Annotated in this window: 12 protein-coding genes; 11 read left to right on the top strand and 1 reads right to left on the bottom strand. The window is 66.1% G+C overall.

All coding sequences use genetic code 11. The features are described from left to right. Positions 1 to 193: 193 nt before the first annotated feature. The 10 genes from ACYVNQ_RS15085 to ACYVNQ_RS15040 all read left to right on the top strand — a co-directional run bounded on the left by ACYVNQ_RS15085 (position 194) and on the right by ACYVNQ_RS15040 (position 11300). On the top strand, positions 194 to 2230 hold the full coding sequence (locus ACYVNQ_RS15085; RefSeq protein ID WP_460903301.1) for a type II and III secretion system protein family protein: 2037 nt from the start codon (positions 194 to 196) through the stop codon (positions 2228 to 2230). A gap of 34 nt (positions 2231 to 2264) precedes the next feature. Further along, complete coding sequence (locus ACYVNQ_RS15080) at positions 2265 to 2558, top strand: hypothetical protein (protein WP_460903300.1); 294 nt, start codon at positions 2265 to 2267, stop codon at positions 2556 to 2558. Positions 2559 to 2631: 73 nt separating this feature from the next. Beyond that, positions 2632 to 3831: an AAA family ATPase gene (locus ACYVNQ_RS15075; protein ID WP_460903299.1), complete on the top strand. Its 1200-nt coding sequence runs from the start codon at positions 2632 to 2634 to the stop codon at positions 3829 to 3831. A 50-nt stretch (positions 3832 to 3881) separates the two neighbouring features. Further along, the gene (locus tag ACYVNQ_RS15070; RefSeq protein WP_460903298.1) at positions 3882 to 5264 is read left to right on the top strand and encodes a CpaF family protein; all 1383 of its coding nucleotides are present in this window, start codon (positions 3882 to 3884) and stop codon (positions 5262 to 5264) included. A gap of 24 nt (positions 5265 to 5288) precedes the next feature. Beyond that, the gene (locus ACYVNQ_RS15065; RefSeq protein ID WP_460903297.1) at positions 5289 to 6266 is read left to right on the top strand and encodes a type II secretion system F family protein; all 978 of its coding nucleotides are present in this window, start codon (positions 5289 to 5291) and stop codon (positions 6264 to 6266) included. Positions 6267 to 6318: 52 nt separating this feature from the next. Next, positions 6319 to 7296: a type II secretion system F family protein gene (locus tag ACYVNQ_RS15060; protein WP_460903296.1), complete on the top strand. Its 978-nt coding sequence runs from the start codon at positions 6319 to 6321 to the stop codon at positions 7294 to 7296. Positions 7297 to 7369: 73 nt separating this feature from the next. Then, entirely contained in the window at positions 7370 to 7867 is a 498-nt protein-coding gene (locus ACYVNQ_RS15055; RefSeq protein WP_460903295.1) for a TadE/TadG family type IV pilus assembly protein, read from the top strand. 1 nt (position 7868) lies between these two features. After that, positions 7869 to 8552, top strand: a complete 684-nt coding sequence (locus tag ACYVNQ_RS15050; protein ID WP_460903294.1) for a TadE/TadG family type IV pilus assembly protein — start codon at positions 7869 to 7871, stop codon at positions 8550 to 8552. Between the two features lie 24 nt (positions 8553 to 8576). Continuing rightward, positions 8577 to 9926: a vWA domain-containing protein gene (locus tag ACYVNQ_RS15045; RefSeq protein WP_460903293.1), complete on the top strand. Its 1350-nt coding sequence runs from the start codon at positions 8577 to 8579 to the stop codon at positions 9924 to 9926. Between the two features lie 183 nt (positions 9927 to 10109). After that, the gene (locus ACYVNQ_RS15040) at positions 10110 to 11300 is read left to right on the top strand and encodes a patatin-like phospholipase family protein (protein ID WP_460903292.1); all 1191 of its coding nucleotides are present in this window, start codon (positions 10110 to 10112) and stop codon (positions 11298 to 11300) included. A gap of 187 nt (positions 11301 to 11487) precedes the next feature. Here the strand turns inward: ACYVNQ_RS15040 and ACYVNQ_RS15035 are convergent, their stop codons facing one another. Further along, positions 11488 to 11910 (bottom strand): response regulator, encoded by a 423-nt coding sequence (locus tag ACYVNQ_RS15035; RefSeq protein ID WP_460903291.1) that lies wholly within the window; start codon positions 11908 to 11910, stop codon positions 11488 to 11490. A 470-nt stretch (positions 11911 to 12380) separates the two neighbouring features. On the opposite strand from ACYVNQ_RS15035, the gene glgX reads away from it, so the two are divergent. Then, a complete protein-coding gene (gene glgX / locus ACYVNQ_RS15030; protein WP_460903290.1) occupies positions 12381 to 14582 on the top strand; it encodes a glycogen debranching protein GlgX in 2202 nt (733 codons plus the stop codon). The last annotated feature ends 14 nt before the right edge of the window (positions 14583 to 14596 follow it).

Below are 14596 nucleotides of genomic sequence, written 5' to 3'. Positions count from 1 at the left end.
GTTTCCTGCGTGCGGCGTCGGACCACGCTGCACGCGGAGCTTCGCGGCAAACAGCACAACAGGCAGGCCGGCAACAAGCGAACAGGCAGCACAAAAAGAATCGCAAAAAGCAGCACCCAGGCACCACAAAAAGCAGCACCACTCATAAGCAGCACATAAGCGGAACAAGGCAGCACCTGAACGGGGGAAGGACATGAACGCGAAATCGGCTCGTCTGGCGCATTGGTCGCCGCGGCGTGAAGCGAGGAAGCAACGACCGGCGGCAGCGCACTTCGCACTGAGCGCCATTCTTGGAACGGTCGGCGCATTCCTGTGGGTGTTACCGACTCAGGCCGAGGGCCTCGCCGATCCGTCGGCGAGCGTCGGCATGGTCGCGGCGAACCAGGTCGCGGGCGGCACGATGCCGCTGCCGGCCGTACCGCTGACGATCGCGGCCAACGGCGCGAACCGCACCGGCGCCGGCACGGCTGCTGCCGCGATGGCCGGCAGCGCCGGCAAGGGCCCGAACTGCCGCGGCCGGGTCGACGCGCAAAGCACGGTCAGCGTGCCGCTCGGCAAGTCGACGCTGCTCAATCTCGACGAGCCGGTCCGGCAGCGCACGGTCGGCAATCCGGCGATCGTGCAGACCATGCTGGTGTCGCCGCAGACGCTGTATCTGCTCGGCGCGGACATCGGCACGACCAACATGATCGTGCAGGGCAAGAGCGGCGCTTGCAGCGTGATCGACGTGGTAGTCGGCGCGGATCCCGGCGGCCTGCAGCAGACCATCCTGAAGCTGCTGCCCAACGAGCGCGGCGTGGTGGTGACGGCTGCGGGCGATTCGCTGGTTCTCACCGGAACGGTGACCGACACGATCGCCGCCCAGCGCATCGTCGAACTCGCGCAAGCGTTCACGCAGCGTTCGAATAACGCGCTGCCCGCGCCCGGTGCGCGCGGTGGCGCCGCCGCGGCCGGCCCGCTGCCGATCGGTGCGGTAGGACCGATGGCGTTGATGGCGCCGATGGCGGGGCTGGGGGGCGCAGCGGGCGGCGACAAGTCGCAGCGCGTGATCAACATGATGCAGGTCGCCGCGCCGCAACAGGTGATGCTCGAAGTGAAGGTGGCCGAAGTGTCGAAGACGCTGGTCGACCAGCTCGGCGCGCAGGCTAACCTGCAGGGCAGCATCGGCACGTGGAGCTTCGGCCTGCTCGCGCAGTTCCTGTCGGGCGGCCTTGGTGCGGTGGCCGCGTCGAAGGCGAACAATCTGCCGCTCAATCTCGCGATCGACGCGCAGAAGTCCGACCAGCTCGTGAAGATTCTCGCCGAGCCGAACCTGATGGCGATCAGCGGCCAGGAAGCGAGCTTTCTGGCGGGCGGCAAGGTGTTTATCCCGGTGCCGCAAAGCAACACCACCAACGGCACCACCATCACGCTGCAGGAAGAGCTGTTCGGGGTCGGCCTGACCTTCACGCCGACCGTGCTCGAGAACGGCCGCATCAACCTGAAGGTGGCGCCGGAGGTATCCGAGCTGTCGCCGACCGGTGTCGCGGTCAGTGCGGCAGGGGTGAGCACTACCGCGATCCTGCCGCTGATCACCACGCGCCGCGCCACCACCACGCTGCAGGTGTACGACGGCCAGAGCTTCGCGATCGGCGGCCTGATGAAGAGCAACGTCACGGGCACGCTGAAGGCGCTGCCCGGCATCGGCGAAGTGCCGGTGCTCGGCGCGCTGTTCCGCAGCACCAACTTCCAGGAAGACAAGACCGAGCTGGTGTTCGTCGTCACGCCGCGTCTGGCCAAACCGCTGCCGCGCAACTATCCGCTGCCGACCGACACGTTCGCGAACGTCAACGAAGCGGCGGTCTACGCGACCGGCAACATGGAAGGCACCAAACCCGCGGTGCCGGTCGATCCGGCCTCCGGCGTGCAGGTGGCGCCGTCGCCGGCTGCGGGTAACGGAACGTTGCCGCCCGCAGGTACCAAGGCTGGTGCGCCGGCTCCGGCACCGGTCGCGGCGCCGGCACCGGCCGCCGTTCCGGCTCCGGTACCCGCGCCAGTACCTGCGCCGATGCCGGCGCCGAGGCACGCGCCGGTGGCCGATTCCGCGCTGCCCACCCGTGCGACCAGCGTCGCGATGACAACGCTCGCGATCAGCGATTCGCACGACCCGCGCGATCCGCATCACTCGATCGATGCGGGCCCGGCGGCCGGCGCGCCGTCCACCTCGTCCGCGCCGTCCAGCGCGCCTTGACGCCACGCCGCGCCTCGCACTCACGGAGACCAACATGAATACGAACCAGACCTTGCTGCGCATCGCCGTCGGCCTTGGCGCCTGTGCGGCGCTTGGCGGCTGCCTCAGCACGACGCCGAACTGGGACCGCAACTTCGGCAACGCGGTTTCGCAGATCCGCCAGATGCAGACGCTCAACCCGGATGCGGACAACACCGACCCGGTATCCGGCGTCGACGGGCGCACCGGTGTTGCCGCGCAAACCACGTACAACAAGTCGTTCACCACGCCGACGCCACCGACCAATGTGTTCACGATCGGCGTCGGCGCCGGTACCGTCGGCAACTAGCGCGGCGCGCGCAGCGGGCCCAATGGGCGCTTCGACAGAAGCGCCCGGATTAGAAAGGTGAGGGAGAGTCAACATGATCGATATTCTTTTGGTGGCGGCGAGCGACGAGCGCGCCCACGAGATCGGTGCGCTGCTGCGCGACAGCGGCGTCGCGCATAGCCTGCGCAGCGAAGCGGGTGGGGCGCGTCATCTGGCGCGCCACGCCGCGTACTTCAAAAAGATCGATTTGCTGATTATCGAAGACGGCGCGCTGGCCGGCGCCGATCTCGCCGTGATCGAACAGGCCAGCACGCACGCGCCGAACCTGAGCTGCATGCTGGTCACGCCGGCGCTGTCGACCGACATGCTGATGGCGGCGATGCGCGCCGGCGTGCGCCACGTGCTGTCGTGGCCGCTCGACGGCAACGCGTTCGCCCGCGAGCTGTCGCACGTAGCCGGCAAGAAACACGCGCAGACGCGCCGCGCCGGGCGCGTGCTGTCGTTCGCGGCCGGCAAGGGCGGCGTCGGCACCACGCTGGTCGCGGCGAATCTCGCGTATGTGCTGGCCGCCGCGCGCGACAAGCGCGTGCTGGTGATCGACCTGAACCAGCTGTTCGCCGACGCGACGCTGCTGCTCACCGACAAGGCGCCGCCCGCGACGCTGCACGATCTGTGCACGCAGATCGACCGCCTCGACGCCGCGTTCTTCGAAGCCTGCGTGGCGCGTGTGCATCCGAATCTGGACGTGCTGGCGGGCGCGGGCGACCCGGTCAAGGCCGGCGAGCTGCGTGCGCCGCATCTGCAGCGTGTGCTCGAGCTGGTGCGCGAGCGCTACGACCTCGTGCTGTGCGATGTCGGGCAGGAAATCAATCCGCTGTCGATCCAGGCGCTCGACCAGAGCGAGGCGATCTGCGTGGTGCTGCAGCAGACCATTCCGCATCTGCATGCGAGCCGCCGGCTGCTCGATCGGTTCGGCGAGCTCGGTTACGCGCCGAACAAGACGCGCCTGATCGTCAACTGTTACGACAAGCGCGAACAGGTCGGGCTCGACGACATCGCGCGCACGCTCGGCGCGCGGCCCGCGCATCTGCTGCCGCAAGACGACAAGAGCGCGCGCCACGCGGTGAACCAGGGGGTGCCGCTCGCGGTGGCGGCCAAGGGCAGCCCGCTGACCAAAAGCATCGACGCGCTCGCCACCGCGCTGTGTCCGCCGCAGCACGAGCCGGCCAAACGGTCGCTGACGCGTCTGTTCGGGCCCAGGGCCGGCGCCGCGCAACTGAAGCCAGGCCACTAGGCCCACCCAACGATTGATCGATTTGCGGCAACCCGCACGGAGAAACCACCATGTCACTGCGCGAACAACTCCTGATGCAAAGCGACCTCGCGGTGGCTGACGCACCGGCGGCCGGCGACAGCGCGCCCATCGCGGCGCAGGATACGAAGGCCGCGCGCCAGGCGTATCAGCTGCTGAAGATGAACATCCACCAGACCATCATCGAGCGCGTCGAGCTGGACAAGCTGCAGCGGCTGTCGCCGGAACAGGTGAAGCGCGAGCTCGCGCAACTCGTCGAGCGCATCGTCGACGAGGACAAGGTGCCGATGAACGAGCTGGAGAGAAAGCGTCTCGTGCAGGACGTGCAGGACGAAATGCTCGGCCTCGGCCCGCTCGAGCCGCTGTTGAAAGACCCAACGGTGTCGGACATTCTCGTCAACACCTCGCAGCACGTGTATGTGGAGCGGCGCGGCAAGCTCGAGCACACCGACATCACCTTCTACGACGATGCGCATCTGATGAAGGTGATCGAGCGCATCGTGTCGCGGGTCGGCCGGCGCATCGACGAATCGACACCGATGGTCGACGCGCGGCTGCCCGACGGCTCGCGCGTCAACGCGATCATTCCGCCGTCGGCGATCGACGGTCCGCTGGTATCGATCCGCCGCTTCTCGGTCAATCCGCTGACCGTCGACGACATGCTGAAAAACCGCAGCTTCACGCCGGCCATGGCGCAGCTGCTCGAAGCGCTGATCCAGGCGAAGCTCAACGTGCTGATTTCAGGAGGCACCGGCAGCGGCAAGACCACGCTGCTGAACCTGCTGTCCGGCTTCATTCCCGGCGACGAGCGGATCGTCACGATCGAAGACGCGGCCGAACTGCAGCTGCGCCAGCAACACGTGCTGCGCCTCGAAACGCGGCCGCCGAATATCGAAGGCAAAGGCGAAATCTCGCAGCGCTCGCTGGTGCGCAACGCGCTGCGGATGCGCCCCGACCGCATCGTGCTCGGCGAAGTGCGCGGCGGCGAAGCGCTCGACATGCTGCACGCGATGAACACCGGCCACGAAGGCTCGATGGCGACGCTGCACGCGAATACGCCGCGCGACGCGCTGACGCGCCTTGAAAACATGGTGTCGATGGCAGGCATCGCGATGCCCGCCAAGGCGATGCGCCAGCAGATCGCTTCTGCCGTGTCGGTGGTGGTGCAGGCGTCGCGTCTGACCGATGGGCGCCGCAAGCTGATGAGCATCCAGGAAATCACCGGCATGGAAGGCGACGTGATCAACATGCAGGAGATTTTCACGTTCAAGCGCACCGGCGTCGATCAGGACGGCACGGTGCGTGGCTATTTTTGCGCGACCGGTGTGCGGCCGAAATTCTGCGAGCGTCTGGCGGCTTTCGGCCTCGCGTTGCCGGACAACGTGTTCGATCCGGCCCGGCATTTCGAGGCCTGAGCGACGGCGACCCAGGAGCCAAGCATGAATACGTCGTTTATCGGATTTGTCGTGCTGCTGTTTATCGCGACGGTGTTACTGATCGAAGGCCTGTACCTGTACTGGCACACGCGCCACGGCAAGGCCGTGAAGCGTCTGAAGGCACGGGTCGGCGCGCTGGCGGCCGCACGCAGCGAGGCGAGCGAGCCGCTGTCGATCCTGAAGAGCGGCCAGGCGGGCGAAGGCTCGCTGCTCACGCGCCTGCTGTTCAACGCGGCGCGTGCACAGGCGCTGCACCAGCTGCTGTTGCAGGCGGGTCTCGCGTGGACCATCGGGCGCTTCACGACCTATACCGCGAGCGGCGCCGTGCTTGGCTTGCTGCTGGGCCTGATGCTGCATCAGCCGCTGCTGGTCGCGCTGCTGTTCGCCGCGGCCGGCGCATTGATGCCGTTGCTGTGGGTACGCCGCAAGCGCGCGAAGCGCATGGCGCTGATCGAACAGCAACTGCCCGAAGCCGCCGATCTGGTGGCGCGCGCGATGCTCGCCGGCCATTCGTTTCCGAGCGCGCTCGGCATGGTCGGCGATGAAATGCAAAAGCCGCTCGGCGCCGAATTCAAGCTGGCGTTCGACGAAATCAACTTCGGCGCATCGATGAGCGATGCACTGGAAAACATGGTGCGGCGCGTGCCGCTCGACGATCTGCGCTACTTCGTGATCGCCGTGCTGATCCAGCGCGAAGCCGGCGGCAATCTCGCCGAGGTGCTCAACAACATCAGCGCGATCATCCGCGAACGGCTGAAGCTGCTCGGCAAGGTGCGCGTGCTGTCGGCCGAAGGGCGGCTGTCGGCATGGATCCTGTGCCTGCTGCCGTTCGCGCTGTGCGGCGTGATCATGCTGATCAATCCGGATCTGATGCAGGTGTTCTGGAGCGATCCGACCGGCATCCGGATGGCCGGCGTCGCGCTGGTGTTCATGCTGTTCGGCATTCTCTGGTCGCGCAAGATCGTGCGCATTCACGTATGAGCCAGAGCTTTCATTCACGCTGGAGCGAGGAGGGCGGGGCCACCCGCAAGCCATGAGAATCGATCAGATTGCGGTACTGGCGGTGCTGTTCGTCGTGGTGTTCGCGGCGGTGCTGAGCGGCGTGAACCTGCTGCGGCCGGCGCCGCTCAAACGCCGTCTCGAGCAGATCCATACGACGGGCGGTGTCGCGGCAGCCGGCGGCATGGCGGGCGCCGACGCTGCCGCCGACGACGACGGCAAGTGGGCCGAGAAGCTCGCGCAGGTGTCGTCGCGCGTCGCCAGATTTTCGCTACCGGGCGACGACTGGAACAGTTCGCTGCTGCGGGTGCGTTTTCTGAATGCGGGCTTGCGCAGCGAAGCCGCGCCGTCGCTGTACTTCGCCTCGAAGACGTTGCTCGCGCTGGGGCTGCCCGCGCTCACCCTGCTCGCGCTGGCCGGCCAGTTCAACGACACGCCGCGCATCTACCTGCTGGCGCTGGCACTGTGCGCATCGGCGTTCGGTTTCTACCTGCCGAACGGCGTGCTGGCGCGGCTGATCGAGCGGCGTAAGCGCGCCTTGTTCGAAGACCTGCCGGACGCGGTGGACCTGATGACGGTATGCGTCGAGGCCGGCCTCGGCTTCGACGCCGCGCTGTCGCGCGTCACCGACGAAATCGGCATGCGCAGCAAGGCGCTGCACGACGAGTTCGAACTGGTGCTGCTCGAACTGCGCGCCGGTTCGGGGCGCGACAAGGCGCTGCGCAATCTGGCGCTGCGCACCGGCGTCGAAGACATCGACACGCTGACCACGATGATGATCCAGGCCGACCGCTTCGGCACCAGCGTTGGCGATTCGCTGCGCGTCTACACCGACAACCTGCGCACCAAGCGGCGTCTGCGCGCCGAGGAAACGGCCGCGAAGATTTCGCTGAAGCTGCTGTTTCCGCTGGTGTTCTTTATTTTTCCGGCGCTGATGATCGTGATGCTCGGACCGGCTGTGCTGCAAGCGGTGCGCACGCTGATGCCCACCATGACGCACATTTCGGGCTGACCCGCGAGGCCAGCTCATGACAACCACAGCGCACCGATCTTCAGCTTCAGGTGCCCGCGCAACAGGAGGCGACATGAAAGCGTCCCAGCCAACCCGGCGCCTGCGCAGCAGGCAGCGCGGCGCGACCGCGGTGGAATTCGCGCTGGTTGCGCCGGTGCTGTTCCTGTTGCTGCTGCTCGCACTCGATCTCGGCATTTCGCTGTGGGTGAACCTGACGATGCAATACGCGGTGCGCGAAGGCGCGCGCTATGCGGTGACTGGGCAAAGCAATCTGGATCCGAACGCGAAGAACCAGCAGCGTTATCTCGCGATCATCCAGGAGATCAAGAACAACTCGATGGGCCTGTACAACATGGTCGCGCCGAGCTACACGGTGACGGTCAACGGCAAGCCGCAGAGCTATGCGAACCAGGGCAGTTATTCGAGCGGTATGTTCGGCCAGGCGGGCGACATCATCGTGCTGCAGCTCAATTGCGCGTGGCCGATGCTCACGCCGCTCGCGCGGCCGTTCTTTGCCGCCGGCACGTATTCGTTCAGCGTCGCCGCGACGATGCGCAACGAGGGGTTTTGACATGAACCAGCCACGCTTTCGTTCCGGCGGCACGCTCGCCCGTCGCCGCGCTCGCACCCACGCTCACAGCCCGGCTCGCAGCAGGCAGCGCGGCGTTGCCGCCGTCGAGATGGCGGTGCTGCTGCCGTTGCTGATCGCGCTCGCGCTGCCGGTAGTCGATTTCGCGCGCAACCTGCAGGCGCAGATGATCCTGATCAACGTGAGCCGCGAGGGCGCCAATCTGTCGTCGCGCGCATCGCTGACGTTCCCGATGCAGACCATCATGTCGTCGCTATCGGCCACCACGCCGCCGCTGAAGATGAGCGCGAACGGCATGATCTACATCACGGAAATCGTCGGCACCAACAACTGCAATTCGGACGGCAACGGCTGCACCGGCACGGTCGCCGCGCAATACCGCTGGACCGGCGGCAACTATCCGTCGGCGGCGAGCAAGCTGTGGAACTGCGGCAGCGGCGGCACCAGCTGGGCCACCGATGGCACGGGCGGCTGCTCGGGGCTCGGCGCGGCGGGCAATACGCCGCCCACCGTCACGCTGCTGCAGGGCCAGCTGGCGAATGGGCAGATCGCGTATGCGGTCGAGTCGTTCTACTACCAGCCGCCGCTGATCGGCGCACTCAATCTCGGGTTCGGCATCACGACGCCGGCGCTGTCGCCGAACCTGTATGCGATGGCTGTGTTCTGAACGGCACGGCAACGGGGGCAAGCGATGAAAACAAGATCGACACCATCAAGAAAACGCGAACGCGGCGCGGTGAGCGTGCTGGTTGCGCTGGCGCTGATCGTGCTGCTCGGCGCGGCGGGGCTCGCGATCGACGCAGGCCTCGGCTACATGAGCAAGGCCAGACTGGATGCGGCCGCGGATGGCGCGGCGATCGCCGCGGGCCAGGCCGTCACGCGCGGTAACGACGAGGCGACCCAGACCACCAACGCGAAGAATGCCGCCAAGGCGTTTTTCGCGGCGAACTATCCGGCCGGTTTTCTGAATTCGACGGCCACGCTGGCGGATCCTTCGATCACCTTCGACAAGGGCACCGTGACGATCGACATCGCCGCGCAGGCGCAGGTGCCGGTGACGCTGATGAAGGTGCTGGGCTTCAACGTGCTCAATGTGGCGACCACCGCGCAATCGGTGCGGCGCGATCTGGATATGGCGGTGATCATCGATACCACCGGCTCGATGGCGGTCGATCCGAAGGTGCCGCCGGCGGTGCAGTCGGCGGCCATCACGTTCCTGCAGCAATTCGATCCGATCACGGACCGCGTCGCGCTGCTGCATTTCGCCTACGGCACGGTGGTGGATGCGCCGTTCAACGGCGACAACCGCGGCTTTAACCGTACCGCGATGAACAAGGCGATCAACGGCTACACCTTCTCCGGCAGTACCAATTCGTCGGAGGCGTACTGGAACGCGCTGTCGCAACTGAAGGACACGATCAAGACGCCGTCGAGCCTGCGCGTGATCGTGTTTTTCTCGGACGGCGCACCGAACAGCTTCGGGTCGATTTTCAGCACCAACTCGTCGTCGTGCGGTACGACGGCTGGCACGGTGACGAGCGGCGATTCGCCGAACACGCCGACCGCGCTGTACCGTATCGATGCGGTGAGCCAGAAGATGGGTTCGCCGTGTTACGACAACAACGCGTCGAACGTGATCAAGCAGATGCCGACGTTCTACAACGCGCACAACACCAGCTGGCTCGACGACAAGACGATCCCTGTGCAGACCAACACGCCGCGCGTGGTCGGCAAGACCGTGAACTACACGAACGTGAACAACGCGGCGCGCAATGTCGCGGAGGCGCTGGCCAACTATGCGCGCAGCCAGAACATCTATGTCTATACGATTGGCCGCGGCTCCGAACTGCTGACGCCACAGGGCGCCAACAACGAGATCGGCGAGGACATCCTGAAGTGCATGGCCAACACCACCGATTCGCTGTCGCGCTGCTATAACCCGGCGCAACCGGTGGGCGTGTACTGCCGCGCGCTGACGACGGCGGATCTGACGCCGTGTTTTTCGAAGCTGGCCTCGGAGATCCTGCGTATTTCGAAGTAGGCGCGCATTGCTTCGTGTCCGGGTCCAGGTCCAGGCCCGTTCGAAGCGGCCCGGTTCGTAGTGCATCGTTCGCAAGACTGCAGTTGCCACCAAGGTACGCTATCGTGTGACAGCTCATGGGTTCCGCCGTGCCGTGCACGACCGCATCCCCATGAGCGTGTTCTCATTGACGGAGAAAGCACGATGGCAAATCAGGCAGGCCGCGGTGCCGCGCCGCAGCCGCACGACGACAAGCCGCAAGACGACGCCACCGGCGCACGCGCCGGCCACGCGGTACGCCCCGACATCGCCGGCCAGGTGGTGCTGGTGCTGCAAGGCGGCGGCGCGCTCGGCGCGTATCAGGCGGGGGTCTATCAAGCACTGCACGATGCCGGCATCGAACCCGACTGGGTGATCGGCACGTCGATCGGTGCGATCAATGGCGCGATTCTCGCGGGCAATCCGGTCGAGCGCCGGCTCGAGCGTCTGAAGGAATTCTGGGAGCGCGTCGCGTGGCAGGGCGGTGGGATGGCGGACATGCCGTTCGGCATCGGCGAGTGGCTGCGCGATATGTCGATCGTCACGCAGGGCATTCCGGCGTTTTTCAAGCCGCGCTTCGATGCATGGTTCGGTCTGAATGCGTCGGTCGGGCCGGATCGCGCGGCGTTCTATCACACCGAGCCGCTGCGCGAGACGCTGCAGTCGCTGGTCGACTTCGATTGTCTGAACGCGCAGCAGATGCGTTTGACGGTCGGCACGGTCGGCGTTGCAAGCGGGCATATGCATTACTTCACGAATCGCGATGCGCCGCTTGCGGTCGATCACGTGATGGCGTCGGCCGCGTTCCCGCCCGGGTTTCCTTCAGTGCGGATCGACGGCGAGGTGTTCTGGGACGGCGGCATCTATTCGAATACGCCGCTCGAAGCGGTGCTCGACGACCGGCCGCGGCGCGACTCGGTGATCTTCACGGTGCAACTGTGGCCGGCGCATGGTCCCGAGCCGATGTCGATCGGCGAAGCGATGAGCCGGCAGCGCGACATCCAGTATTCGAGCCGCGCGGAAAGCCATCTCGAACGGCAGCGGCAGATTCACCGGTTGCGTCATGTGATCCGCGAGCTCGGCGCGCATATTTCGGCGGAAGAGCGCGACTCGGACGCCGTGCGGAAATTGCTCGACTGGGGCTGTGGCACGACGATGCAGGTGATCGAACTGGATGCGCCGCGCTCGTGCGGCGCGGACCTGCATAAAGATATCGATTTTTCCGCTTCGGGCATTGAACGGCGCTGGCGCGCCGGTTACGACGACACGCGCTGCATGCTGGCACGCGAGCCGTGGCGTGAAGCGCTGGACCCGATGGAAGGGCTGGCGATTCATCGGTCGGATCCGCAGGCTTAGGGCGGTCTGTCAGCGACCGGTGAACGGTCGCCACGAGCGACTGCCGCGAGCGCGTGCGGCAAGCGACCGGGGCAGTAAATGTGGAAGCAAGCGCGGCAAGCAAGCGTGGCGAACAGCAGCGGCAAGCAAGCGCGGCATACAGCGGCGGCAAGCTACGCGCGACGCCTGCGCGTTTTCGCCATGCCCGCTAGCGCCGCCGCGCGCTCGGCCGCGGCGCGCCAGTGCATGGCGCGCTCAGCAGCCCCTGCACGTTCGACAGCAGCGTCTCGCGCGTAACCGGCTTGTGCAGCGTGCATTCGCAGCGCACGTCCGACGGAATATCCACCGATGCGCTCCACAAGATCAGCGGCACATCGTCGAGCGACGGATCCGCGCGCAGCGCGAGGCACACCTGCGCGCCATCCATCTCCGGCATCATCAGATCGGTGATCACCAGCGCGGGGTGCAATCGATGCGCGAGTTCGACGCCTAGTCGCGCCTCGACGGCCGTCACCACATGAAATCCCTCGAGTTCGAGCAACAGCGCCCATGCGGAAAGCAGGTCCTGTTCGTCGTCGATCAGCAGGATCGTGGGAAGGCGTGTGTCCGAAATTGCGTTGGCATCCATCATTGCTTACTGTCTAATGCGCATCTGCTGATGCGGCGAATCGGCGGGTGAATTGTGCAGACCGCACGCATGGTGCGTGCCATGCACGCGCCGCGCACCGGGCCGCGCCACGGGCGCAAGCGCGCTTTCCTTTGCTGCAGCTTGCTGACAGCCCGATTCGATGACCGCCGGATGACACCGCCAGCGGGCCACCATCGCGCGCCGCATCAGGCGCAGGCTCTGAAGCACTTACGGTGCATCGGCAATTTCTATCGTGATTTGTAAGGCGGTAACGCCGCGTGGCGCGCCTCGCGGCGCGCCTACCTTGCGACGCGCCCGGTGTGCGCACCCTTTGCGTATTCCGCGCGCATCCCACATGTGCGTCGCGCCTACCCATCCAGCCATCCACGCATGACCGTGCAGGCACACGGCTTGCGACATCGATGCGCCGCCCGCATCGCCTTCCTTTCCCCTCATCGTCCATCAAGGTTCCCATGCCATACGACCGCCGCATCTCCGAGGGCTCACCGTTCCCGCTCGGAGCCACCTGGGACAGCAAAGGCGTCAATTTCGCGCTGTTTTCCGCGCACGCGACCAAGGTCGAACTGTGCCTGTTCGACGACAAGGGCGAGCGCGAACTCGAGCGCATCGAACTGCCCGAATACACCGACGAGGTATGGCACGTACATGTCGCCGGCCTGCCGGTCGGCACCGTGTACGGCTACCGCGTGCACGGCCCGTACGAACCGCAAGCCGGACATCGCTTCAATCCGAACAAGCTGTTGCTCGACCCGTACGCGAAAGCGCACGTCGGCTCGTTGCGCTGGCATCCGTCGTTGTTCGGCTACACGCTGGATACACCCGGCGATGAGCCGGACCTGAGCTTCGACGAGCGCGACAGCGCCGAGTGGATGCCGAAGTGCCAGGTTGTGGACCAGTCGTTCAACTGGACTCACCCGACCCGCATCCGCGTGCCGTGGGAGCGCACCATCGTCTATGAAACGCATGTGCGCGGCTATACGAAGCGGCATCCGGCGGTGCCCGAGAAGATGCGCGGCACCTTCGACGGTCTTGCGCAAAAGGCGGTTGTCGATCACATCCGGCGTCTCGGCGTCACGACGGTCGAACTGCTGCCGATTCACGCGTTCGTCAACGACAGCCAGCTGCTCGACCAGGGGCTGACCAACTACTGGGGCTACAACACGATCGGCTTCTTTGCGGCCGACCCGCGCTATTTCGCGCGCGGCCCGGGCGCGGTCGCCGAGTTCAAGGAGATGATCGACCGGCTGCACGACGCGGGGCTCGAAGTGATACTCGACGTGGTGTACAACCACACCGCCGAGGGCAACGAGCGCGGCCCGACGCTGTCGTTTCGCGGTATCGACAACGCGTCGTACTACCGGCTGATGCCGGACGAAAACCGCTACTACATCAACGACACCGGCACCGGCAACACGCTGAACCTGTCGCATCCGCGGGTGCTGCAGATGGTCACCGACAGCCTGCGCTACTGGGTCACCGAGATGAACGTCGACGGTTTCCGTTTCGATCTGGCCACCATCCTCGGCCGCGAGCCGTACGGCTTCGACGAAGGCGGCGGCTTTCTCGACAGTTGCCGGCAGGACCCGGTGCTGGCGAGCGTGAAGCTGATCGCCGAGCCGTGGGACTGCGGCCCGGGCGGCTATCAGGTGGGCGGCTTTCCGCCGGGCTGGGCCGAATGGAACGACCGCTTCCGCGACACGGTCCGCTCGTTCTGGAAGGGCGACGAAGGCTGCTCGGCAGATCTCGCGACGCGCCTGACCGCATCGGGAGACTTCTTCAACCGGCGCGGCCGGCGGCCGTGGGCGAGCGTGAACTTCATCACCGCGCACGATGGCTTCACGCTCAACGATCTCGTGTCGTACAACGAACGCCATAACGACGCGAACGGCGAGAACAACAACGACGGCCACAGCGACAACCGTTCGTGGAACTGCGGCGCCGAAGGCCCGACCGACGACGCCGAGATCCGTGCGCTACGCGAGCGGCAAAAACGCAACCTGCTGGCGACGCTGCTGATGTCGCAAGGCACGCCGATGCTGCTGGCCGGCGACGAGTTCGGCCGCACCCAGCAGGGCAACAACAATGCGTATTGCCAGGACAACGAAATCAGCTGGGTCGACTGGCCGGGCATCGACGACGACGGCCGCGCGCTGGCTGGCTTCGTGCGCAAGCTGACCGCGCTGCGCCACGCGTTGCCGGTATTGCGGCGCGGACGCTTTCTGGCCGGCGAGACGCGCTCGCTGGCCGGCGACGGCGACGAAGACCTGCAGGTGAAGGACGTCACGTGGCTCAGCCCGGCCGGGGTCGAGCTGAACGACGAGCAATGGGGCGACGCGGCGATGCGCTGCTTCGGCCTCGTGATCGACGGCCGTGCGCAGGCGAGCGGGATTCGCCGGCCGGCTTCGGACGCAACGCTGCTGATCGTCGTCAACGCGTATCACGACGTGGTCGAATTCAAGTTGCCGGAAGTGCCGGGCAGCGATCAATGGAGCTGTCTGATCGACACCAATGCGCCGGAACGCGACGAGTTGCCCGAGTTCGGTTCGGGCGACACGTACCAGGTCACCGGGCGCTCGCTGCTGCTGTTCGCGTTGCATGCGCAGGGCGAGACGCAGCACGTGTTCGATCGGCTCGAAGAGCGCTTGACGGGGTAGGCGCCAGGTCGGGC

Source organism: Paraburkholderia jirisanensis (assembly GCF_054782355.1).
The sequence above is the reverse complement of the archived record's forward strand: the minus strand, read 5'-3'. Positions and strand labels throughout refer to the sequence as shown.